Source organism: Nocardia suismassiliense, assembly GCF_900269665.1.
Taxonomy (GTDB): Bacteria; Actinomycetota; Actinomycetes; order Mycobacteriales; family Mycobacteriaceae; genus Nocardia; species Nocardia suismassiliense.
In genome coordinates this window covers 4,144,217-4,166,250 of the sequence record NZ_LT985361.1, presented here as the reverse complement: position 1 = coordinate 4,166,250, position 22,034 = coordinate 4,144,217, and the positions used below count along the sequence as shown (strand labels likewise).

General features: G+C 66.3%; 21 protein-coding genes. 6 read left to right on the top strand and 15 right to left on the bottom strand.

All coding sequences use genetic code 11. The features are described from left to right. Positions 1-575: 575 nt before the first annotated feature. A complete protein-coding gene (locus DBO33_RS18655; RefSeq protein ID WP_107656192.1) occupies positions 576-1,988 on the top strand; it encodes an MDR family MFS transporter in 1,413 nt (470 codons plus the stop codon). 35 nt (positions 1,989-2,023) lie between these two features. Here the strand turns inward: DBO33_RS18655 and DBO33_RS18650 are convergent, their stop codons facing one another. The 4 genes from DBO33_RS18650 to DBO33_RS18635 all read right to left on the bottom strand — a co-directional run bounded on the left by DBO33_RS18650 (position 2,024) and on the right by DBO33_RS18635 (position 6,330). Next, positions 2,024-3,010, bottom strand: coding sequence for an endonuclease/exonuclease/phosphatase family protein (locus tag DBO33_RS18650; protein WP_107656191.1), 987 nt, complete (start codon positions 3,008-3,010; stop codon positions 2,024-2,026). A gap of 696 nt (positions 3,011-3,706) precedes the next feature. After that, positions 3,707-3,967 carry a 2Fe-2S iron-sulfur cluster-binding protein gene (locus DBO33_RS18645; RefSeq protein WP_107656190.1) on the bottom strand — a complete coding sequence of 87 codons (261 nt, stop codon included), beginning with the start codon at positions 3,965-3,967 and terminating at the stop codon, positions 3,707-3,709. Further along, entirely contained in the window at positions 3,964-5,307 is a 1,344-nt protein-coding gene (locus tag DBO33_RS18640; RefSeq protein WP_107656189.1) for an oxygenase MpaB family protein, read from the bottom strand. Before DBO33_RS18640 ends, DBO33_RS18645 begins: the two co-directional genes overlap by 4 nt. 3 nt (positions 5,308-5,310) lie before the next feature. Further along, positions 5,311-6,330, bottom strand: a complete 1,020-nt coding sequence (locus DBO33_RS18635) for an oxygenase MpaB family protein (protein WP_107656188.1) — start codon at positions 6,328-6,330, stop codon at positions 5,311-5,313. Positions 6,331-6,377: 47 nt separating this feature from the next. Here DBO33_RS18635 and DBO33_RS18630 point away from each other — a divergent pair, with 47 nt between their 5' ends. After that, complete coding sequence (locus DBO33_RS18630; RefSeq protein WP_234390907.1) at positions 6,378-7,043, top strand: TetR/AcrR family transcriptional regulator; 666 nt, start codon at positions 6,378-6,380, stop codon at positions 7,041-7,043. Between the two features lie 100 nt (positions 7,044-7,143). Here the strand turns inward: DBO33_RS18630 and DBO33_RS18625 are convergent, their stop codons facing one another. Together DBO33_RS18625 and DBO33_RS18620 are read right to left on the bottom strand one after the other, a co-directional pair. Next, complete coding sequence (locus DBO33_RS18625) at positions 7,144-8,589, bottom strand: amino acid permease (RefSeq protein WP_107656186.1); 1,446 nt, start codon at positions 8,587-8,589, stop codon at positions 7,144-7,146. Positions 8,590-8,970: 381 nt separating this feature from the next. After that, on the bottom strand, positions 8,971-9,798 hold the full coding sequence (locus DBO33_RS18620; protein ID WP_107660381.1) for an NADPH-dependent oxidoreductase: 828 nt from the start codon (positions 9,796-9,798) through the stop codon (positions 8,971-8,973). Between the two features lie 140 nt (positions 9,799-9,938). Here DBO33_RS18620 and DBO33_RS18615 point away from each other — a divergent pair, with 140 nt between their 5' ends. Further along, positions 9,939-10,709, top strand: coding sequence for a siderophore-interacting protein (locus tag DBO33_RS18615; protein WP_107656185.1), 771 nt, complete (start codon positions 9,939-9,941; stop codon positions 10,707-10,709). Positions 10,710-10,901: 192 nt separating this feature from the next. On the opposite strand, the gene DBO33_RS18610 is transcribed toward DBO33_RS18615, so the two are convergent. The 7 genes from DBO33_RS18610 to DBO33_RS18580 all read right to left on the bottom strand — a co-directional run bounded on the left by DBO33_RS18610 (position 10,902) and on the right by DBO33_RS18580 (position 17,425). After that, on the bottom strand, positions 10,902-11,636 hold the full coding sequence (locus tag DBO33_RS18610; RefSeq protein WP_107656184.1) for an HD domain-containing protein: 735 nt from the start codon (positions 11,634-11,636) through the stop codon (positions 10,902-10,904). Positions 11,637-11,678: 42 nt separating this feature from the next. Continuing rightward, on the bottom strand, positions 11,679-12,623 hold the full coding sequence (locus DBO33_RS18605) for a GlxA family transcriptional regulator (RefSeq protein ID WP_107660380.1): 945 nt from the start codon (positions 12,621-12,623) through the stop codon (positions 11,679-11,681). 53 nt (positions 12,624-12,676) lie between these two features. Then, positions 12,677-13,312, bottom strand: coding sequence for a TetR/AcrR family transcriptional regulator (locus DBO33_RS18600; protein ID WP_107656183.1), 636 nt, complete (start codon positions 13,310-13,312; stop codon positions 12,677-12,679). Positions 13,313-13,322: 10 nt separating this feature from the next. Further along, entirely contained in the window at positions 13,323-14,468 is a 1,146-nt protein-coding gene (locus tag DBO33_RS18595) for an aromatic ring-hydroxylating oxygenase subunit alpha (protein ID WP_107656182.1), read from the bottom strand. Between the two features lie 220 nt (positions 14,469-14,688). Next, on the bottom strand, positions 14,689-15,738 hold the full coding sequence (locus DBO33_RS18590) for an ABC transporter substrate-binding protein (protein WP_107656181.1): 1,050 nt from the start codon (positions 15,736-15,738) through the stop codon (positions 14,689-14,691). Between the two features lie 3 nt (positions 15,739-15,741). Next, positions 15,742-16,629: an ABC transporter permease gene (locus DBO33_RS18585; protein WP_199856683.1), complete on the bottom strand. Its 888-nt coding sequence runs from the start codon at positions 16,627-16,629 to the stop codon at positions 15,742-15,744. Continuing rightward, the gene (locus tag DBO33_RS18580; protein ID WP_107656179.1) at positions 16,619-17,425 is read right to left on the bottom strand and encodes an ABC transporter ATP-binding protein; all 807 of its coding nucleotides are present in this window, start codon (positions 17,423-17,425) and stop codon (positions 16,619-16,621) included. The genes DBO33_RS18585 and DBO33_RS18580 overlap by 11 nt, the downstream gene beginning before the upstream one ends. Positions 17,426-17,571: 146 nt before the next feature. On the opposite strand from DBO33_RS18580, the gene DBO33_RS18575 reads away from it, so the two are divergent. Then, complete coding sequence (locus tag DBO33_RS18575; protein ID WP_199856682.1) at positions 17,572-19,260, top strand: ATP-binding protein; 1,689 nt, start codon at positions 17,572-17,574, stop codon at positions 19,258-19,260. Beyond that, positions 19,242-19,955, top strand: coding sequence for a response regulator transcription factor (locus tag DBO33_RS18570; RefSeq protein ID WP_107656178.1), 714 nt, complete (start codon positions 19,242-19,244; stop codon positions 19,953-19,955). The genes DBO33_RS18575 and DBO33_RS18570 overlap by 19 nt, the downstream gene beginning before the upstream one ends. Positions 19,956-20,265: 310 nt before the next feature. Here DBO33_RS18570 and DBO33_RS18565 read toward each other — a convergent pair whose 3' ends face one another. Further along, positions 20,266-20,832, bottom strand: a complete 567-nt coding sequence (locus DBO33_RS18565; RefSeq protein WP_107656177.1) for a carboxymuconolactone decarboxylase family protein — start codon at positions 20,830-20,832, stop codon at positions 20,266-20,268. Positions 20,833-20,896: 64 nt separating this feature from the next. Here DBO33_RS18565 and DBO33_RS18560 point away from each other — a divergent pair, with 64 nt between their 5' ends. Further along, on the top strand, positions 20,897-21,253 hold the full coding sequence (locus DBO33_RS18560) for a winged helix-turn-helix transcriptional regulator (protein ID WP_107660378.1): 357 nt from the start codon (positions 20,897-20,899) through the stop codon (positions 21,251-21,253). Positions 21,254-21,472: 219 nt separating this feature from the next. Here DBO33_RS18560 and DBO33_RS18555 read toward each other — a convergent pair whose 3' ends face one another. Next, positions 21,473-21,967 (bottom strand): LppP/LprE family lipoprotein, encoded by a 495-nt coding sequence (locus DBO33_RS18555; RefSeq protein ID WP_159080350.1) that lies wholly within the window; start codon positions 21,965-21,967, stop codon positions 21,473-21,475. Positions 21,968-22,034 lie beyond the last annotated feature (67 nt).

Here is a 22,034-nt window from a genome sequence, read left to right as displayed (position 1 = left end):
TGGGGTCGTCCGCGCCCTCACGCTTAGGACAACGATTCATTTCGACGCTGAGGAAACATCAGTGAAATGCTCAACTACCCGAGCCTTAACACCACCTACCTACAGCGTCGTCCTGAACACATCGGCAGACAGTACAACCGTACTGAGATAACTGTCTACAGCTTCCACCTGGAAGCGCCTGTGAGCTGGGACACCGGATTTATACGGAGTAAGGGCCTCCGCATTCGACACGGGCGGAACGTCCTATTCGCGCCGTTTTTTCGCCCGATTTCACCCGGTCGGACAAACGTCGTTAACCATTCACCGCAGTGCATTCAACTACCGGCAACATTCGGCACAGTTCAGCGGAACGGCGAGTAACGTCAATTTGATTGCTAATTGTTTGCCGTACATGTGCAGTAGTCCAACTCCATATGTACGGCAGTCCAACATCGCCGGTCTCGGCCGCATGGTGCTCACTGCCGCTTCCCGCCGCGCGCCGGTCCCGAGGGGTGGGAAAATTCCAGGCGGGAATAGCTGACATCGCGATACGTTCGTGATGATGGTTAGTCGAACAAACGAGAGGGGCCGCGCGCGTGGCGACCGAGACAGTGGCATCGTCCGTCGGCTTCCGATCGGAGCGAGGCGCCATCCTCGGCGCGCTGATGCTGTCGACCGGGCTGGTGGCGTTGGATTCCACCATCATCGCCACCGCGGTGCTGACCATCACCAGCACGCTCGGCGGCTTCGCCCAGTTCCCGTGGCTCTTCTCCATCTATCTGCTGGCGCAGGCGGTCACCGTGCCGATCTACGGCAAGCTCGCCGACACGGTCGGTCGTAAGCCGGTCCTGATGTTCGGGATCGCGGTGTTCGCGCTCGGCTCACTGCTGTGCGGGCTTGCGACCAGCATGCTCGGGCTGATCATCTTCCGGGCGGTGCAGGGTATCGGCGCCGGTGCGATCCAGCCGATGACGATGACCATCGCGAGTGACCTCTACACACTGACCGAGCGGGCCAAGGTGCAGGGTTACCTGGCGAGTGTGTGGGCCATGTCGTCGGTGGCCGGGCCGCTGCTCGGCGGCGTCTTCGCCGACTACCTCAGCTGGCGCTGGATCTTCCTGATCAACCTGCCGCTCTCGGCGGTGGCCGCGTGGATGCTGCTGCGCAAGTTCACCGAGAGCGCGCCGCGCCGCAAGCAACAGGTGGACTACCTCGGTGCCGCGCTGTTGACGATCGGCGCGGGTGCACTGATCCTCGGGTTGCTCGAGGGTGGACAGGCCTGGGCCTGGGACTCCCCCGCGAGCATCGGCATCTTCGCCGGCGGCGCGGTGTTGCTCGTGCTGTTCGGTCTGGTCGAGCGGCGGGCGGCCAATCCCATTCTGCCGCTGTGGGTATTCACCCGGCGGGTGGTCATCACGAGCAGCCTGGTCTCGGTGCTGGTCGGGGCCATCCTGGTCGGATTGACCACGTACGTACCGACATTCACGCAGGGCGTGCTCGGGACCGGTGCGCTCGTCGCGGGACTCACCGTCGGTGCGCTCACCCTCGGCTGGCCGATCGCCGCGTCCCAGGCGGGAAAGGTGTACCTGCGCATCGGGTTCCGGTTGACGGCGCTGATCGGCAGCGGACTGGCGACCATCGGTGCCGCGACGACGCTGCTGATCACCGAGGATTCGACGCTGTGGCAGGTTGCCGGGTCGTGTTTCGTGATCGGTGTCGGCATGGGTCTGGTCGCGACGCCGACCCTCATCGCGGCGCAGACGAGCGCGGACTGGACCGAGCGGGGGGTGGTGACCTCGGCCAATATGTTCGCGCGGTCGATCGGTAGTGCGGTGGGTGTCGCGGTGTTCGGCGCGATCGTGAACGCCCGGGTCGGCGACACCGATCATCCGGTGCCCGCGATCCTGTCGTCGGCGGTGCATCTGGTCTTCATCACGGTGGCGGTGATGGCGGGGGTGATGGTGCTGGCTGCGGCGTGCATGCCGAGTCGGAAGACCGTCGTCAGCTAGGCCGAGTGCCGAAGTCCGGCCGGGATTCGGCTACGTCAGGCGAACTCGAAGGTCGCGACGATCGGTGCGTGGTCGGACTCGGGGAACTTCTTGTCCGTCGCGAAGTCGGCCGACTCGTCGTGCAGCAGTTCGTTGTGGATCTCCGTGCCGCGGTAGTGAGCAAGGAGATTGCGGGTGACCAGCAGGTGGTCCAGCATGTAGCCGGTGCCGTGGTGGAACAGCGAGTAGCGCGCGGATTCGGGGATGGTGTTCTCCAGCGGCACCAGCACGCGGCCGGCCAGCGCGCCGTTGCCGGTGTCCTCGACATTGCCGAGGATCGCGACCAGCGGCACCTCGTCGGTGGTGGAGTTGAAGTCACCGGCCACCACGATGCGAGCGTTCGGGTCCTGGTCGAGGATCTGGTCGACCAAACGCCGGACCTCCACGGCCTGGCTCATTCGTTTCATGCCGGACAGGAACGAACCCTCGGCCGCCGCGCCCGCGTCGCGCCAGGTGAAGCGGTCGAGCTTCTGGCCCGCGATGTCGGTGGGCAGTTTCGACTTCAAGTGCACCACGATCACGTGCAGCGGGGCGCCCAGCAGGTCGAGTTCCACGTGCAGGATCGGGCGTTCGATGCCGATCGTCTGTGGTTGCAGCGCAGGGGGATTCGCGGTCAACACCTGGTAGAGCGGGGCGGCGACGAGGTCGTTGAGCAGTTGGGCGCGGGCGGTGACCGGCAGGGAGGTGACCACCACGAGGTTGCGTTCGTCGAACACCTCACCGTTCGCCTTCTCCGTCGACACGACATTGCGGCCGGCCAGTGCGGTGCCCTGGAGTAGTTCGGCCAGGGCGAGCAGCGATCGCGGTTGTCCGGGGCGCTCCTGGCCGTTCACCTCCTGCAAGCACAGCACGTCGGCGCGGAGGCGGTCGATCTGCGGGCGCATCACGGCGATGCGGTCGGCGAGGGTCGGCTCGAACGGGGTGGGGTTCGGCGTCTCGTCGAAGTTTTCCAGATTGAACGTCGCTATACGAACGGTGACCATGGCACACATCCTCATCAGGCCCCGACGATTCCAACAGCTCTATTCTCGTACTGCTGGCGGGTTGGCGTTTGCGTAGTCGACTACCTGAAAATCCCAGCCTCAGGTGGGTTCATGATCAACGGTACCTAGTGGCGGAGAGGTGCGAGTGGTGCCGCCGCCCTGTCCCGCACGAAGCAGGGTTGGGCGGCGTGCGGGACATAGTGGTGGACAAGTGCGAGTGGAGCCGCCGTCAGGTACCGCTCGGCGCTGGGGCGGGTCGCTCGTGGGACATGGCGGCGGAATGCGGGTGGGGTGGTGTCATGTCCAGTCGGTGCGGATCCCGAGAAGGGTGCCGATCCCGAGAAAGAGTGCGGCGTCTGGCGGCAGCGGGGGTGTGGTTGAGGTGCAGGGGTAGGGCGGGGACGGGGCTNCGCTGCCATCGGCCTGCTGCTTCCTGACAATCCGCCGTTCGCGACTGCAGAGCGGAAGCGCAGTGCCGCTGAGCCGAAGCTGGAATGGCTGTGCCACAACGACCTCGACGTGCCAGCGTCACGTACTTACCCACACGGGCCGACACATCCCGGGCAGCTCGCGCCCACGCGAACCTGGCCGACGTGACGCCTAGTTCGCCCAGAACACCGCTCCTGAGCGCACCGAACGGGCGCGGCTCGGCGAGTCGCGCGTCTGTCGCCGCCCGCTGAGGCCGGGCTGCTCCGGTCAGAGGTCGAGGACCAGGTGGGTGAGGGTGCCGGGGGCGGTGGTGCAGAGGCGGAGTGGGTGGGGGTAGCAGTCGGGTCGGGTGCCGGTTCCGGATAGGGCAATGGTTTCGCAGGTGCCGCAGAGGCCTGCTCGGCACATCGAGTCGATGGTGACGCCCTCGTTCTCCAAGGCTTCGAGGACGGTCAGCGCGGGTGGGACGATGAGCGTGCGGCCGGATCGGTGCAGGTCGACTACGAGTGGTGGGGGTTGGTGGGTCATCGGATCGGGCAGCGGGGCAGGCCGGTGGCCGAGTTGTCGTGTTGGTCGTAGGGGGTGCCGTAGATGCCGACGCGGGCGGCGAGTAGCGCGGCGATCTTGGTGTTGCGGCGCCAGACCGGGTCGTCGGCGGCCGCGCGGCGCTGCATGCGGCTGTGGGCGCCCGGGAGTGCGTCGTCGAGTGCTCGGAGGCGGACGTCTAGCGCTGCGGCGACACCCGTCAGTGTGGCCCACGGTTGGACCGGTACGTCGCGTAATGGCGTGCTGCGGAGCAACTCTCGGACGAGCGACTCGCTGCTGAAATAGGTCAGCAGGCCGAGCAGCGGTGCCGTGGCTTGCACTTTCAGCCGGTCGACGACGCCTGTACCACCGGCGAGGCGGTGGGTGGCCGCACCGGCCATGTTCGCCGTCCACTCCGGTGCGACACCGGCGGTCGCGACCATGTAGTCCGACATCTCCATGCCTTCGCGGGCCGTGCGCGGGATCAGTTCATCCGCGACGCCGAACACGTAGGCGATGTAGGCCCAGTAGTGCATCACCGCATCCAGTTGCCGCTCAGTGCATTTGCGGCCGTGGGCGTGGTCGAAGCACATCGGGGACAGTCCGAAGGTGACCGCCGCGCCCATCATGGTGCTGTTGGAGATCGGGTTGCCGTGCTCGGCGAAATGATCCGCGCCCCAAGCCCGGCGCAGCCCGGCGCGCACCTGGGCGTGCATGAGTCGCACGCGCACAGTGTCTTTGAAGACCGGTGACCAGCGGTCCATACCGCCACGTACCGTCACGTTGCGGAACCAGGTGGAGGTTTCCAGGTTTCGCCGATACGGGTCGTTGACGAACCGGCCGGTAGCCCCGGTCGCGGAGGCGACTTCCGCGCCGACGAAGGTGCCCATGAAGTCCTGCACGCCCATGGCGAGTTTGCCGGACGTGGAAACGTTGATCCACAGTTGGCGGCCGTATTCCCAGAGGTCGGGGTCGTACCAGTCGGGCGGGTTGTCGAGCGTGGCGAACAACGCGACCAGTTCCAGGGGCGGGTCGTCCAGGGTATCGATGCCGTGGTCGAGGGCGTGCTCGAGCAAGCGACGACCCTCCGCCGTGCCGATCCGGCCGAACGCGGCGACGAGCCGGTCCATCGGTTCGTCGCCCTGCCAGAGATGGTCGGCCATCAGCCTGGTGCGTGGCGTTTCGGCCGGGACCGGGCGCACATCGAGCCACGGCGACAGTATCGATTTCCTTGGCTCGTACCATAATTCGCTGGCTACGGCGCGCGGCGGTGCTGGTCGCAGCGGCATGCCGGGGCGGTAGTAATAGTCATTGGGGTGCGCGGCGGTGTTCACGTCCAGCATCGGTCAAAATCCTGTCAGTTGCCGGAATTTCGTGGCGGGGGTCGACCCGTGATCGGCGTGGACCGGGCAATAGTGTTTGGGGTCGTCGCGGTGCTCGGTTGCGGGCCAGAGCAATTCAGGGGCCTCCGGCGGTGGCAACGTCGCGGGTCGCAAGCCGCGTTCGCGGCGGCGCCCGGCTCGGATGCGGGGGAAGAAGTAGCGGATCTCGTCCGGGGTCACCCGGTTCATCGCCGTGAACAGCGCACACCAGCGGTCGAACCAGAACTGGTCGCGGCGGGTCCAGGTGAAGCCCATGGTGCGCCGGATCGACGGATCGCACAGGCCGACGGTGACGAACTGATAGAACCGCGTGCCGAACGGGCGAACCATTCTCTCCCACAGCGGTTTCGGCAGCATGTCCAGCACCGGGAACGGCGGTACGGGAGCGTTCTCGGCCAGGCGGTACACATCCCAGGCGGCCCGGGTCGGCTCCAAGACGTTGTCGCACATGTCTTTCCAGTAGTCCTGGAACTCCGGCCAGCTCTTCGGGACCACCCGCATGCTCATCCCGTACATCTCGTACCACTGGTACTGCTCGCGCCACAGCTGTTCGCGTTGTGCGGGCGAGAGGCCGCCCATGAACAGTTCGCCGGCGCGCAGGGTCTGCACGAAGAACACCGCGTGCGCCCAATAGAAGGTGCCTGGATCGAGGGCGTGATACCGGCGACCCTGCGCGTCGGTGCCTTTGATCGTGCGGTGGTAGTTCACGATCTCGCGTGCGGTCTGCTCGGCCCGCGGCCCGTCGAAGACCACGCCGACGATCGGGTACGCCGACCGCAGCACCCGCTGATAGAACTCGTCCTGGATCGCGGAGTGGTACTCCACGCCCGCGCCGAGGCCGGGATGCATGTTCTGCACCATGCCGAGGAACAGTCCGCTCGGCGCGAAGTAGAGGGAACCGAAGATTCGCCAGGTCAACGAGTCCGGACCGAGTGGCACGGGCGCACTGGGGCTCTCGTGCACGACGTCATTGTGTGCAACCATGAAACGATGCTGACACGAATAAATACTCGCGTTCAATTCGTCTTCTGATGCCACCGAAGACGCGGAAAACGCCGCAGCAGCAGCGCTCTCGCGCCATGGTGGCGCGCATCATCGATGCCGGGCAGACCGTGCTCATCGAACACGGCTACGACGGCGCGTCCACCAACCGGATCGCCGACGCCGCGGGCATCAGTCCCGGCTCGCTGTACCAATACTTTCCGGGCAAGGACGCCATCGTCACCGCGGTGATCGACCGCTACAACAGCGAGGTGGCGTCCCGGGTGCACAGCAGCGTGCTCGCGCAGTTGCACGAGCCGCCCGAAACTGCCGTTCCGGCAACGATTTCCGCGCTGCTCGACGCGCTGGGCAGCCATCCGGCGCTGCTGCGCGCGGTCATCGAGCAGACACCGCGGCTCAGCGGCGACAACACCGTCTTCGCCTTCGAGCAGCAGATCGGCGACCTGGCCCGGGTCGCGTTGACCATGCATCGCGACTCGCTGCCCGACGATGTGGACTTTGCGGCGGCGTCCTGGATGCTGGTCCGTACGGTCGAGCACCTGGCCATCCGGTACGTCCTGGATCAGCCGCCGGTCACTCGCGAACGCTTCCTCGCCGACATCACCCGCCTCGTGCTGAACTTCTTCCTTCCCGCGCCGGGCTCGCTACCTGCTAGGACCCCGAAGCAACGGCGATCACGAGCAGAACGCGAGTAACCCAGACAGTTGGGCTGAGCCGCACACATCCGGATTCCCGCATACGGAATCGGATGCGATTCGGTATGCGGGAAATCGAAAGGTATGCGGCTGTCGCGGACTAGCGTGCGGCGGACTCGCGAGCGGGATCCGTTGCCTCGCCGGTCTTTCCGAGGCGAGTCAGAGCCAGGTAGCCGGCGGATACCAGCACCGCCCAGACGACGCCGACGACGACGGCGGTGCGGCCGCTCTCGGTGAAGAAGAGCAGAACGACCACCAGCGCGAGGAACGCCAGCGCCAGCACCGTCGTGTACGGCGCGGCGGGCAGGCGATAGTCGGCGGCGGGGAGCTCACCGCGGGCCACCCTGGCGCGGTAGATCAGGTGACAGACCAGGATTATGCCCCACACGAAGATGATGCCGATGGTGCTCACCGAGGTGATGTAAGCGAACGCCTTGTCCGGGGAGATGATGTTGACGATCACGCCGATGACCATCATCGCCGCCGACGCCGAGATACCGACGTAAGGCACGTGGCGCGAGCTCAGTTTCCTGAGCGCGGACGGGGCTTCGCCGTGCAGCGACAGGGTGCGCAGCATGCGGCCGGTCGAGTAGATGCCCGAGTTGCACGACGACAGCGCGGCCGTCAGCAGCACGAAGTTGATGATGCCCGCCGCGCCGGGGATGCCGATCTGCTGGAACACCTCGACGAACGGGCTCTTGCCCTCCCGGAACGTGCGCCAGCTGGACACCGACATGATCACCAGCAGCGCACCGACATAGAACAGGCCGATCCGGAACGGCAGCGTATTGATCGCCTTGCGCAGGGTCTTGCGCGGTTCACGCGCCTCACCGGCGGTGACGCCGACCAGCTCGACGCCGACGTAGGCGAACAGCACGATCTGCAACACCAGCAGCGACTGGCCGAAGCCGTTCGGGAACACGCCGCCGTCGGCCCACAGGTTGGTGACGGTCGGGTTCGCGGCGTGGCCGAAACCGATGGTCAGCACGCCGATACCGAGCAGGATCATGCCGATGATCGCGGTGACCTTGATGGCGGAGAACCAGAACTCGCCCTCACCGAACAGCCGCACCGAGATCAGGTTCGCCGCGAACATGAGCGCGAGCACCACCAGCGCCGTGATCCACGGCTTGATGTCGAACCAGTACTGCACATACTTGCCCGCGACGGTGATCTCGGCCATGCAGGTGGCGACCCACACCGCCCAGTACGACCAGCCGGTGACGAAACCCGCGTAGCGGCCGAGGAATTCGTGCGCGTACTCGGCGAAGCTGCCGGAGACCGGCCGATAGGTGAGCAACTCCCCCAGTGCCCGCATGATCACGAAGATCGCCAGGCCCGCGGCCAGGTAGGCGAGGATCAGGGCCGGTCCGGCCTTTTCGATCGCGCCGCCCGCGCCGTAGAACAGGCCGGTTCCGATGGCGCCGCCGATCGCGATCATCTGAATGGTGCGCGGGCTCAGGCCGCGCGAATAGCCCTCCGAGTCCCCGGTGCCGGTCGAATCGTGCGTTCCAGCGTCCGATAAATGACTGTCGGCGGCTGTCATAGTGCGGTCCTTCTCTCGTGCGGCAACGACGCGACGCCCGGGATCGTCGGTCGGTGACCCCGGACACATGACATGGGATCATCGCATGTTTCGGGACCGATCAGCACGTCACGCTACCGGTGCCGGTGGGCGCGGGCGTAGTTCCCGGCGGTCGATAAGGGGAACACCGCAGGTCAAGTGCCTCGCTACTCGCCGAGCAGATCTATGGGGTCAGCACTGCTGGGAATCGGTGCGCGGGTGATCTTCGTGGATCCAGCGGGGCGCGGCCGGTTGCACCACGGGTGACGCGCGCAGCCACCGGGTGGGATGCCACGCGCAAGACCATGGCGGACCCCATCCGCTGCTTCGACTCTGCTCGCGGAGGTCACGCGAGACCTACCGTCACTTCAGGTGGAAGCCGTGATTCTCCAGCGACTTGCGCAACCGGTCACGACCACCGAGTCCGGCCACGGAGCCGAGCCGGGCCAGTACACGTTCGGCCCAGGAGTGCGAGAGTTGTTGCTCGGCATAGAATTCGGCGATTCTGTCTTCGTAGTCGGCGACGTGTTCGCGCTGCCCGGCGAGGTCATAGGTCTCGTGATGCAGTACCGCAGCCTGGGGCAACCGCGGTTTCACCCTGGCATCCTCGGTCGGATCGGGGTGGCCGACGACGAGACCGAAGACCGCGAACACCTGCGGGGGCAGCTTCAGTTCCGCCGCAACGTCTTCCGGGTTGTTGCGCAGCGCGCCCAGATAGACCGTGCCGAGGCCGAGGGATTCCGCGGCGACGACCGCGTTCTGTGCGGCCAGGGCTGCATCGATGAATCCGACGTAGCTGGATTCGAGGTAGTCGGCGCCGTCCAGCGCGGCGTTCCGGTCGTCCGCGAGCTGACGCACGCGCGCGAAATCGGCTGTCCAGACCAGCAGTACGGGCGCTTGCACGATGTGTGCCTGATTGCCCGACAGCGCCGCGAGCCGCGCTTTGCGTTCCGGGTCGCGCACCGCGATAACGCTCCACACCTGCAGGTTCGACGAGGTCGGCGCGGACTGGGCGGCCGAAACCAGCAGGCGCAGCGTGTCGTCGGACACCGGATCGGCCAGATAGCGCCGCACCGAACGATGCTCGTGCAGCACCTGCAATACCTCGTTCCACCGGGCGGGTTCGGTAGGCTCGGGGTCTCGGTAACGCTGCTGCACCAGGTGGGTCGGCGTCGGCACGGTCTGGGTCATGGTCGTCATCCTGGACCGCCGCGGCGGGTTCGTCAGCGGTTGCTCGCACGATGAGCCGAACACCGCGTGATTTCGTTCGAGATCAACTCGGAGTAGGGTAAGTAAGGTAACCCTAATTGTTGATAGTGGGAGGACTACCTATGGCCAGACCCCGCACCACCCTCACCGTGCAGCACACCGAGTGGCTCAGCCCGCACCTCATCCGGGTGCACCTCGGCGGCCCCGGCTTCGCCGCGTTCCAGACCAACGAGTTCACCGATGCCTACGTCAAGTTCATCTTCGAGCGCGACGGCATCGAGGTGCTGCGCACTTACACCGTCCGCTCGGTCGATCGGGACGCAGGCCAGATCGCGGCCGATTTCGTGTACCACGGCGCCGAGGGCATCGCGGGACCGTGGGCCGCGGCGGCTCAGCCCGGCGAGACCATCGATATGTACGGCCCCGGCGGCGCCTACTCCCCCCGCGCCGACGCCGACTGGCACCTGCTGGCCGGTGACGAGGCGGCACTGCCTGCCATCGCCGCCGCATTGGAGGCGATGGACCCGGCCGCCGTCGGCTACGCGTTCGTCGAGGTCGCCGGCCCCGACGACGAGCTCCCCTTGCAGAAGCCCGAGGGCATCGAGCTGACCTGGCTGCACCGCGGCACCCAGTCGCCGGGTGAAGTCCTCGCGGAAAGCGTCCGCAAGGCACCCTGGCGCGACGGCCAGGTCCAGGTCTTCATTCACGGCGAAGCCCAGGCCGTCATGCACGACATGCGCCGCTATGTGCGCCGGGAACGCGGCGTCACCGCCGAATGGGCCGCCTCGATCTCGGGCTACTGGCGCCGCGGACGCACCGAAGAAGGCTTCCGCGAATGGAAGGCCGAGCTCAAGGCGAAGGACACCGTCGACGCCGCACCGGCGAGCAGCTGACGACTGAACACACCTGAGTGGGGCGCCCAATAGGGCGCCCCACTTTCACGTCGAGCGACGGTGGGTCATTGAATCGCTGCGACGTCGGGACAGTAAGTCGTCGGAGCGGTAAGGAGCGCGACTGCGATTCGTCCGTGAACGCCTACCGCTGCAAGCCATTCGACTAGCGCCTTCCCGGGTATCGCGCTCCGATCAGTCGTCCCATCCACTGGTGGCCACGATGTCGTCCCAACTCAACTGGGCGATCTCCGGGTGACGCAGCCGGAGGATTTCCCCGGCCAGGCTGGCCGGAGGCGCCTTGCGGGGGTCGGCCAGGGCTTGGGCTTCGATGGTTTCTGTGAGCACTCGGGTGCCACCCAGGCGGGGGTACGTGGCGTGGACCTGGTCGGCGTAGCCCGGGGGTAGGTCAGTAGGGCTGCCGGCTACGTCGATGCCGATGCCCTCTACGGCCAGCCAGGATTCCGCAGGACGGCGACGGCGGTAGACGGGGGAATCGGTGAAGCCGGTGGTGTGGGTGGCGATGGCGTCCCAGATGGTGTCGACTCGGGTGTCGGTGACACCGTTGGCTTCGAGGAACAACGCGGCTTGGTCGGCGCCGTCTATCTCGAATCGTTGGTCGCTGCTGGGGGTTTCGGCAAGGCCGACGTCGTGCAGCACGCAGATGAGGTACATGGTTTCTTCGTCGTAGTCGGTGCCGGGGCGTAGGCCGTGCCGGTCGGCGACCGCGCGGGCGAAGAAGAAGCCGCGCACGCTGTGGTTGCGCAGGGCTGGCGTCAAGGTCCGGTCGATCAACGCGGTTGCCTTGTCCGCCAACGGGGTCGCCGGTAGCGGGAGCGGGTTCGGTTGGCCCGCTGCGGATGTCTGCGACAGGGCGGCGGCGGTTCCGGCGATTCCCACACCGATGGCGGCGCGACGGGATAAGGACATGGCTGAACTCCTTGAGACAGATCGGATTTCGAAGGTGTGAAGTCAGGGAGTGGTGGTGCGGAATCGACCCCGGTAGTCGCTCGGTGTCGTGCCGAGCACCTCGACGAAGGTGCGCCGCATGGTCTCTTCGGATCCGAAACCGCTGCGCCTAGCGATAGCGGCGACTAGCTCGTCGCTCGTCTCCAGCAGTACTTGCGCGGCGTCCACACGCACCTGCTTGACGTACTGCGCGGGCGTCATACCGGTTTCCTGCCGAAACAGCCTGCTCAGGTGGCGTTCACTGAGTGCGGCACGGCCGGCCATCGCGGCCAGGCTGTGGTCGGCTGACAGGTCCGCGGCGACGGCATCGACGACCTTGCGCAGCCCACTGCTGCGTGGCATCCCGATGCCGGCCCGCACACTGAATTGCGCTTGCCCACCGGGACGGCGCAGGAACACCACCAGGTGTTTGGCGAGCGAGCGTGCCACCTCGACGCCGTGGTCCTCTTCCACCAGGGCGAGCGCAAGATCGATACCCGCGGTGACGCCCGCCGAGGTGATCACCGATCCGTCCCGGACAAAGATGGCATCCGGGTCGACCTCGACGGCCGGAAACTGTTGCGCCAGTTGAGCGCAGGCCAACCAGTGCGTCGTCGCCCGGCGACCGTCGAGCAGTCCGGCTTCGGCAAGGACCAGCGCTCCGGTGCAGACCGAGGCGATCCGGCGCGCTCCCGCACCAGCCACGCGCACCGAGTGCACGAGGTCGGCCGGAACCGGCTGTTCCGGTGCATATCCGGGCACGAGCAGCGTATCGATGGAACCCGCCAAATCCTCGACGGCACCCGAAACACTCAGTGGCATACCGATGTCGGTACACACGTCCCGCCCATCGGGCGAGGCGAACCGCACCCGATGCCCGGCCCAGTGCAGCACCTGAACCGGCCCGGCGACGTCGAGCAGCAATACACCCTCGGACACCGCGACCACCACGTCACCACTGGACTCCATGCACTCAGTCTCGAACAGCCGGGAAATGTCCACAAGGACACGTACCCCACAGATCAGGACATCGGCACCGGTTCGGTCACCACCAGTTCGTCCGCGGCCCGTTGAATCTCAGCCAGTCGACCGGGCTCGGCGAGCAGCCCGATCAGCGCGAACTCGACGATCTCCGCGGGGCTGACCGCAATCTCCGGCAGCGCCAGCGCGTCGAACAAGGCTTGGACCAAGCGGGCTCCGGACACCGGATTCATCGCCCGCACATCACCTTCGCGCTGCCCCGCCTCGACCATGGCGATGACCACCCGATCGAGCCGCGTGACGAGCTCCAACTCGTCGATGAACCGTTCCCGCTGGAGTTCCGGCGAGGTGAGGATCGAGGCGAGGACGTACGGCGAGTCCTGCAGGTGTTGCAGCGTTTCCCGCAGCCAACGGTGCAGCTTGACCACGGCGGGCGCGGACACGGCGGCCAGTTCGTCGGCCAGCGCCAGTGGTCGTTCCAACCCGAGCCGGACCAGCGCGGCGAGGATGTCGTCCTTGGCGGAGAAGTGCTTGTAGATGGCGGGCTGCTGCACCCCGACCGCGGCCGCGATGTCGCGGGTGGAGGTGGCGGAGAAGCCGCGCACCGCGATGAGCTCGGCGGCAGTGCGCAGAATGCGTTCGGCCGCTGGGCTCGATCGGGTAGTTTCCGCGGGCATACGGTTCAGGTTAACGGCCGTTCGGTTCGTCGCTGAGCATTGCGTGCGCCAGGTTCCGATAAAACGCGAGCACACCCGGTTGTTCCTTGGGGCTCAGGTGCCCGCGTTCGGCGAACCGCGAGGAGACGCCGCGCTGGACGGCTTCCAGCCCGAACCGATCCTCGTTGTTGATCATCGCGGTGGCCGCCTGCTGAGTTCTGGTCACCGCCTCGGACACACCGACCAGCTCGGGCATGGTGAGCACGCCGCCAACGACATGCACCCGATCGATGGCCGTCGGCAGGAAGCTGAACCAGACGACCTGGTCACCGGTCCCGATGAAGGCGCTGGACGGGAAGGTCAGCAGCACCATGCCGTTGGCCTGCTGAATCTCGTTGAGCATCAACACCTCCGGCGCTACCGACGCGGCGAACGGGATCCTGGCATGCAGCACCCACGGCGAGTACTGCTCGACGAACATGTCACTGCCGCCCGGCATGAACGGCTCGAGCGTCTCCCGGTGCAGCCCGATGACGTGGTAGTTCTCGTGGCCGTTCTCCATCACGCTCTTCCAGTTCGTCTGCCACTCGTAGGACCAGGTGTCGACCTGCACCATCTCGTTCAACCGATAGTTGGCGAACTGGTGTGCGGTCAGGTCCAGGTGAGCACCGATCGGGTCGGCATTCGCGTCGAGATTGACGAAGACCAAACCGTTCCATTCCGCGACCGCGAACTGCGGTAACCGGCAGTCCTTCGGCTCGAACTGCTTGTTGCCGCTCATGTACGGCGCACCGCGCAGCCGCCCGTCCAGCCCGTACTTCCACAGGTGGTACTGGCAGGTGAAGGCGTCGGTACGGCCCGTGCCGGATTCGACGAGTGGCATCAGCCGATGCCGGCAGATCGGTGACATAGCATGCAGCGCATCGCCTTTCGCGCGGGTGACGACCACCGGTTCGCCGGCGATGGAGACGGCGACGTAGTCACCGGTGGTGGCGAGTTGATCGACGTGCGCGACGAGATACCAGCAGCGGTTGAAGATCCGCTCGCGTTCCATTTCCCACAGTTCGGGTGAGGTGTAGGCGCTCGGCGGCAGGGTGAGCGCGGGCGGATCGTCGCCGCGATACTCCTGCAGCGCCGAGAGAATTTCCGCGGTGCCGGATGTGATGAGCGTAGACATACTGGACCTCCCTGCATGGTTATCGTTTGATAACCTCTGACTCCAGGTTATCAAACGATAACCGTCCGTCAAGGGGTCATCCGGCACGCAAGGTCGAGCAGCGAGGCGACGGACCAGCCACCGGCGCGCGCCGAGCAGCCAGAGAGCCGGCTGCGGCGACACAAACAGCAGGTCCCGCGCTCCATCGAAACCGGAGCGCGGGACCTGAACAGCTACCGCGCTATTGGTTGGTGCGCAGCGCCTCCTCCACGAACTTCGTCGTGTACGTCTTCTCCAATTCGATCCGGTCACGCACCGGCGCCACATTGCGCGAGTACTTGCCGAGAATGTTCAGCACGTTCTGCGCCCCTTCGGGTTTCATCAGACCGTCACCGTTGAACATGCCGATCGAGTCACGGATCGACTGGACGTAGAGGTCCTTTCCGGCGTTCGCGTACTGCGGCGGCATCTTGGCGGCGATCTCTTCCGGGGTGTGCTGCTTGATCCACTGCAACGTCTGCACGAAGGCCGCCGCCAGCTTGCGCACGATGTCCGGGTGCGATTCGACTGTCTCGCAACGCATGTACAGCGAGGTCGCCGGGTACAGCCCGCCGAGCGCCGCACGGGTGCCCGCCTCGGTGCGCATGTCGACCAGGATCTCCGCCTCCCCCGAGTTGACCATCTGTGCCACCGTCGGATCGGTGGTCATGCCCGCGTCGATGCCGTTGTGGTTCATGCCCGCGATGAACGTCTGCCCCGCGCCGGCCCGCACCCTGGTGTAATCCTTGGTGGTCATGCCCTCGATCCCGGTGAGGGCCTGGGTCAGGAAGTCGGTCGACGAGCCGAACGAGGTGACACCGAGATTGCGGCCGCGTAGATCGCGCACCGACTTGATGGTGCCTGCATCGGCCTTGGCCACCAGCTCCACCTCACCGGGCACATCGGCGAACTGCACCACCGAGGTGAGGCACTGCTCCTTGGCCTGCAGGTCGACGGTGTGATCGTAGAAACCGACCACCGCCTGCACATCGCCGGTCAGCAAGGCGGTTTCGGCGTTGGCCCCGGACTGCTCACCGAGCAGTGAGACGTCGATGTCGTTCTTCTCGAAGAAGCCGAGCTGTTTGGTCAGCATGGCGGGCAGGTAGATCACCTTCTCCAAACCGCCGACCATGATGGTGATCTGCGGTCGCCCGTCGGACATCGGGATGGTGCGCGACTCGCGGCACCCGGTGACCGTCAGCAGCGCCGCTACGGCGAGGACGACGATCGCGGAGTTCTTGATATACCTCATCGCTCAGATCCCGTGGCTCGACTGTGCCTGCGAGGGACGCCATTTCAGCAGCTTGCCCTCGGCCAGGCCGATCCCCCACTCCGCGAGCAGCGCGATCACCGTGATGATGATCATGCCCGCGTAGATGCCCGCCGAATCGAAGGTGCCCTGGGCGTTGCTGATCAGCAGGCCCAAACCTTTACTGGCACCGGCGTATTCACCCACGACCGCGCCGATCAAGGCGAAGCCGAAGGCGGTGTGCAGGCTGGACAGGATCCAGGTGGTCGCGCTCGGCAATACGATCGCGGTGAGCACCTGACGTTTACCGGCGCCGAGGATGCGCGCGTTGTTGATGACGTTGCCGTCCACCTCCCTGGCGCCGGTGAACGCGTTGAAGAACACCGCGAAGAACACCAGCACGACCACCGTCGCGACCTTCGAGCTGAGCCCGAGGCCGAACCAGATGATGAACAGCGCCGCGAGCACGATGCGCGGAACCGCGTTGAGCGCCTTGATGAACGGCGCGAGCACGTCGGCCCAGTACCGGCTGCGGCCGAGCAGGGTGCCGAGCACCACGCCCGCGACCGCGCCGATCAAGAAGCCGAGCACGGCCTCCTGCACGGTGGTGAAAATCTGCAGCCAGATCGAACCGAATTGGGTTCCCTCGGTGAACCATTCGACCAAGCGTTCCCAGATCAGCGACGGCTTCGAGTAGAAGAACGGATCGATCCACAGCGTGGCGGTGAGCTCCCACGAGCCGAGCCACAGCACGACTAGCGCGATGCGCAAACCCCAGGTGCGCAGGCGCACGCGCCGGGCATTGGTGCGCACCCGCGCGAGGATCTGCTCCTCCGTCTCGTTCTCCGGCACCGGCGCCGGGGCGGCATCCTTTTCGAGGACGTCATGCGACACGGGAGGCTCCCTTGGCTCGAGCCGCATCGACCTCGTCGCGCAGCGTTTCCCAGATTTCTTTGTAGATATCGCGGAACTCGGTGGTGAGCCGCACCTCTTCGACATTGCGCGGGCGGTCCAGCGCGACGGGGAAGTCGCCGCAGATGGTCGCCGGGCTCGCCGTCATGACGACCACCCGGTCGGCGAGCACGATCGCCTCTTCCAGATCGTGGGTGACGAAGATGACGGCCGCACCGGTGCCTGCCCACACGCGCAGCAGTTCGTCCTGCATGAGCTGGCGGGTCTGCACATCGAGCGCGCTGAACGGCTCGTCCATCAGCAGGATCTCCGGGTCGTTGACCAGGGTTTGCGCCAGCGCGACGCGCTTGCGCATGCCGCCCGACAGCTGATGCGGATAGTAGGTCTCGAACCCGGCCAGGCCGACCTTGTGCACCCACACCGAAGCCTGCTGCCGCGCATCGGCTTTCGACGCGCCACGCAGGCGCGGGCCGAGGGCGACGTTGTCCAGCACGGTCTTCCACGGCAGCACCGCGTCCAGCTGGAACATGTAGCCGATGCCGTCCGGGATGCCGGTGACGTCCTTGCCGCGCACCAGCGTCCGGCCCGCCGAGGCGGGTTCGAGGCCGGAGACGAGGGACAGGGTGGTCGACTTACCGCAGCCGGTCGGGCCGACCACGGCGACGAATTCGCCGGGGCGGACCGCAAGGTCGAGGTTCTGCACGGCGGTGTGGATGCCGCCACCGGTGCCGGGGAAACGCTTCGTCGCGCTCCGCAGCTCGATGAGTGGGTTGGTCATGGGGTAGCTCCTGCGAGATCGAGGTAGAGCGAACGTACGTGGGCCGGGTCACACCGCGGAGCTTGTGCGCACAAGCCGTGCAAAGTGCCGATTCGTTAGTTCTGCGCATTCTGCTCACGCTCGGCGCGGTGGTCTATGCTGCGCCAATGGCCACTGAGGGCGCGCGGGCCGTGCGATTGAGGACGCAGGTTCTGCTGTTGCAGATCGTGGTGGTCACCCTCACCCTCGGCGTCGCCTTCGCGGTCTTCGGTTACCTCAGCGATCAACGGTTGCGCGACGGATACGGGCAGCGGGCCCTCGCGATCGCGCGCACCGTGGCCGCCGATCCCGTGGTGCGCGACGAGGTGACCCGGTACGCGCCCGGGGCGATCAGCGCCGACCCACTACTGCGCGCGCGGCTCGCCGCCGGGCCGCTGGAACGGATCGCCGTCGACACGACAGAGCGGACCGGCGCGTTGTTCGTGGTGGTCACCGACGACTCCGGGATTCGGCTGGCGCACCCGGACGCGGCGCGGCTCACCGAGCATGTGAGCACCGATCCCTCCGGTGCGCTGGCCGGGCGCGAGGTGATCGCCGAGGAGCGCGGCACGCTCGGTGACTCGGTGCGGGCGAAAGTGCCGGTGCTCGAACCTGATTCGGACCGCATTGTCGGAGCGGTGAGCGTCGGCATTTCCACCGAGGCGGTGCGTGATCAGTTGCTCGACGACTTGCGGACCGCCGGTTTGCTGGTCGGTGCAGCGCTTTTGGTGGGGATCGCGGGATCAATGCTGCTGGCGCGGCGTTGGCGGGGGCTGACGCTCGGGTTGGAGCCCGCGGAACTCGCTGAGCTCGTGCGCGGCCAGGCCGCGGTGTTGCACGGAATCGGGCGTGGCGTGCTTGCGGTCGATTCTTCTTGGCGTACAACGTTTGTCAATGACGAGGCGCGCAGGCTGCTCGGGATCGATGCGGAGATCGGGCGACCGGTGGACGAGATCGGGCTGACGCCACGGGTACTGGAGGTTTTCCGTGGGCTCGACGAGCAACCCGCGTCGGCGACCGTCGGTTCACACATCGTCGTGGTGGCCGCGCGGCCCGTGCATCGGGACCGGCGCGACCTGGGTGCGGTGCTGACCGTGCGCGACCGTACCGACGTGGAGGCCTTGACCCGTCAGCTCGATGCGGTGCAGTCGATGAGCACGGTGTTGCGGGCGCAACGGCACGAGTTCTCCAACAAGATGCACCTGATCAGCGGGCTTTTGCACGGTGGGCGGACCGAGGAGGCGTCGCGGTCGATCGACGAGATGATCGGTGCGGGGCCGCTCGGGGCTGCCGCGCCCGGTATCGATGCCATCCATGACGCCTATCTCCAAGCGTTTCTCGCGGCGAAGGCGGCGCACGCGCGGGAGAGCGGCGTCGAACTGGTCCTCGGGCCGAACACCTGGGTGGACGGCAGCCTAGTCGATCCCGTCGACGTGACGACCGTGCTCGGCAACCTGCTCGACAACGCGATCGAGGCGGTGCTGGCCTCGGAAAATCCGGTCAAGCAGGTGGAAGTCGAACTTGTGCAGGAAGATTCGACTTTGCACATCGTGGTGGCCGACAGCGGCGACGGTGTCGCGCCGGAGCTGATCGATGTGCTGTTCACCGAGGGGACCTCCACCCGCGACAGCCGTGACGTCCCCGGCGGACGCGGTGTCGGTCTCGCGTTGATTCGCCAGATCGCCCGCACGCACGGCGGCGACGTGCGGCTGGCCAGCCCGCGCGGCGATACTCCCCCGCTGACCGGGGCCGAATTCAATGCCCGCATTCCCGAAGTGCTCGTAGACAGCAAGGTGTCATGGCTCCATCAGATTTGACTGTTCTCGTCGTCGATGACGACTTTCGTGTCGCCAACCTGCATGCCGGAATCGTCGACTCCATAGCGGGTTTCGCCGTCGCGGGGACTGCCAACACCTTGGCCGCGGCGCGTGCGGTGCTGGCGGCGGGCCCGGTCGACCTGGCTCTAGTCGACGTTTACCTGCCCGACGGTTCCGGTATCGACTTCGTGCGCGAATTACGCTGCGACGCAATGGTGCTGACCGCCTCCACCGACAGCACCGCAGTGCGCGCCGCGCTCTCCGCCGGTGCGCTCGCCTTCCTTGTCAAACCTTTCCCGCACACCGAACTCGCCGCCCGGCTGGCCGCCTACGCCCGTTACCGCCGCATCCTCACCGCCCCGCAGGTGGACAACGCCCGCGTCGACGCCGCCCTGCAAGCCCTCCGCCCGACCACCACCGCCAGCGCCCCCACCACCGTCGCCTCCCCCACCAAAGACCTTGTCCTGCACTCGATCCTCGAAGCAGGCCACCCCCTCTCCGCTGCCGAGGTAGCCACCGCCATCGGCATCTCCCGCGCCACCGCCCAGCGCTACCTCGCCACCCTCGTCGGCACCGGCACCCTCCGCATGAGCCTGCGCTACGGCAGCACCGGCCGCCCGGAACAGGAGTACTCAGCGGCAGTCAGCCAAGCCAGTAGTGGCAACCAACAGGATCAGAACTCGAAGCACCCGTAGAACATACGAGCCGAGCCGTGAACACAGTCTGAACGTAGGCGCCGGCGCAGCGATGCGAGCGTATCGGGGGTCTTGACGCACCGTGCACTCTCATGACGCACGCTGCAACATCAGTCAAGAGCACGCAACCCACGTCATGTCGGCGGGAGGTGACCCGCTGGCCGGGGTGGCTAGCGGGTGGGGGTGGTTGGTTACTTGACTCAGCGTCCTTGGAGGGATTTGACGTTGTTGCCGAAGGTTGGCGAGCCTGGGGTCCGCGCGGGAGTATTCGGCGGCTGGCCAGGCTGGAACCGAATGCGGGCTGCGGGGATCATTCAGGGAAGCGGCGGGCCCAGGGTTCGTGGTCGAGGCGGGCGGTGTTGATCACCGTGCTGAGGAGGCGGTACCAGCCGATGGTGGTGATCAGTTCGAGGATTTGGTCGTCGCGGTAGTGGCTGGTCAGGTCTGGCCACAGGGTGTCGGAAATGGTTGTGGTGTCGTGGAGTTCGTCTACCAGGCGGATCAGGGTGGTGTCGTTGGGTGACCATGCTGGGTGGTCGGGGTTACCTACGGTGGCGTCGATCTGTTCGGGGGTCAGGCCGACCTCGGGGGCCTGGAGTACGGCGTGGATGCCCCATTCGTATTCGGCGTTGGCGCGGGCGCAGGTGCGGAGGATGACGATCTCGCGGTCGCGGGGCGGGAGGCGGCCGTGGCCGAGGATGCCTGCGCCGAGGGGGCGCATTCGGCTGAAGAGGTCGTCATGGAGGGCGAGGGTGCGGAACAGGACCAGGGGTTCGATGGCCGAACCGGGTGGCATCCATTTGCGGAGTTGCGCCTCGATATCAGGAGCGTATGGCGGGGATAGTGGCGTGATGCGCGGAACAGATTCGGTGCTCATGGTCGATCCTCATGTCGGACTGCGTTGTATCCTTGCTTCGAAAACAAGAGCAAGGATGGTGGCGATGGTAGCTTCGGAATCCGAAGCAGGCAAGACTCCGGCCGTCGGCGGGCCGGTGCGCGGGTCACAGACCGGGCGTCCGATCATGGTGCTGCTGGATCTGCTGGGCAGGCGGTGGACACTGCGGGTGCTGTGGGAGTTGCGCGACGGGCGGGCGGTGACGTTCCGGGAGTTGCAGACGCTGTGCGGCGGCGTATCGGCCAGCGTGCTCAACGATCGGCTGCGGGAACTCCGCGAGGCGCGGGTGATCGCCGCGGAACCGAACGGCTACCAGCTCAGCGCGGACGGCCTCGACCTCGTCGCAGCACTCGCACCACTACAGGTGTGGGTGCAGCGTTGGTCGGACGAGCCGGAACCATAAGCGGGACAAGCCCATTGCCGCACACTTTTTGATTTGCCGCACAAGAAATCGCATGCGAATTTGTGTGCGGCAAATCAAAAAGTGTGCGGCAAACAGTAGGAGTGCCGCGCATCAAGTCGTGCGAGCACACCGCGCCCCGAATGCGACACATCGAACCGGGTGCGGAGAGGTCGTGCGGTATAGGCGCAGCACGCCATGTACGGCACACCAACCGTACGACTACTTCGGCGGCGTACCGATCATCCGCACTTTCTGCCCTTCCCAACGGAATTGGACGTGGGTGACGGTGCCGTCCGGGCAGGCGTTGCAGCTGCCGGGCGTCTTGTAGGTCAGTTCGACGGTGTCGTCGGTGGTGCGGTCGACGTCCAGTGACGTGAACCCGTGCGCCTCGGGGGTCGCGGTCCCGATGTAGGCGCCCTTATGGAACAGCAAGGCCTGGTTCGGCGAACTCCCCGTCGCCCCTTGCACGGTGATGATCACGGTCGACAAGGTGGCGCACGGGTCGAAGTTCCCCTCGAAACCGCGCGGGTCGGTGGACCACGGCGCGTGTGTGGCCGGCTCGGCGGGCAGCGCGGCGATGGCCGACTGGATCACCGGCGCCGAAAGGTCGACGCCGCACCGGACGGGCGCGCTCGAGGTGGTCGGCGCGGCATTGCGCACGCGGGTCTCCGATGACCCGGCACCACCGTCGGAGGCGCATCCGGCGACACCCACCACGATTCCGGCACACAGAACAAAGACAGGTCGAGCTATCCGCACCACGAGAGATCCTTTTCAGGTC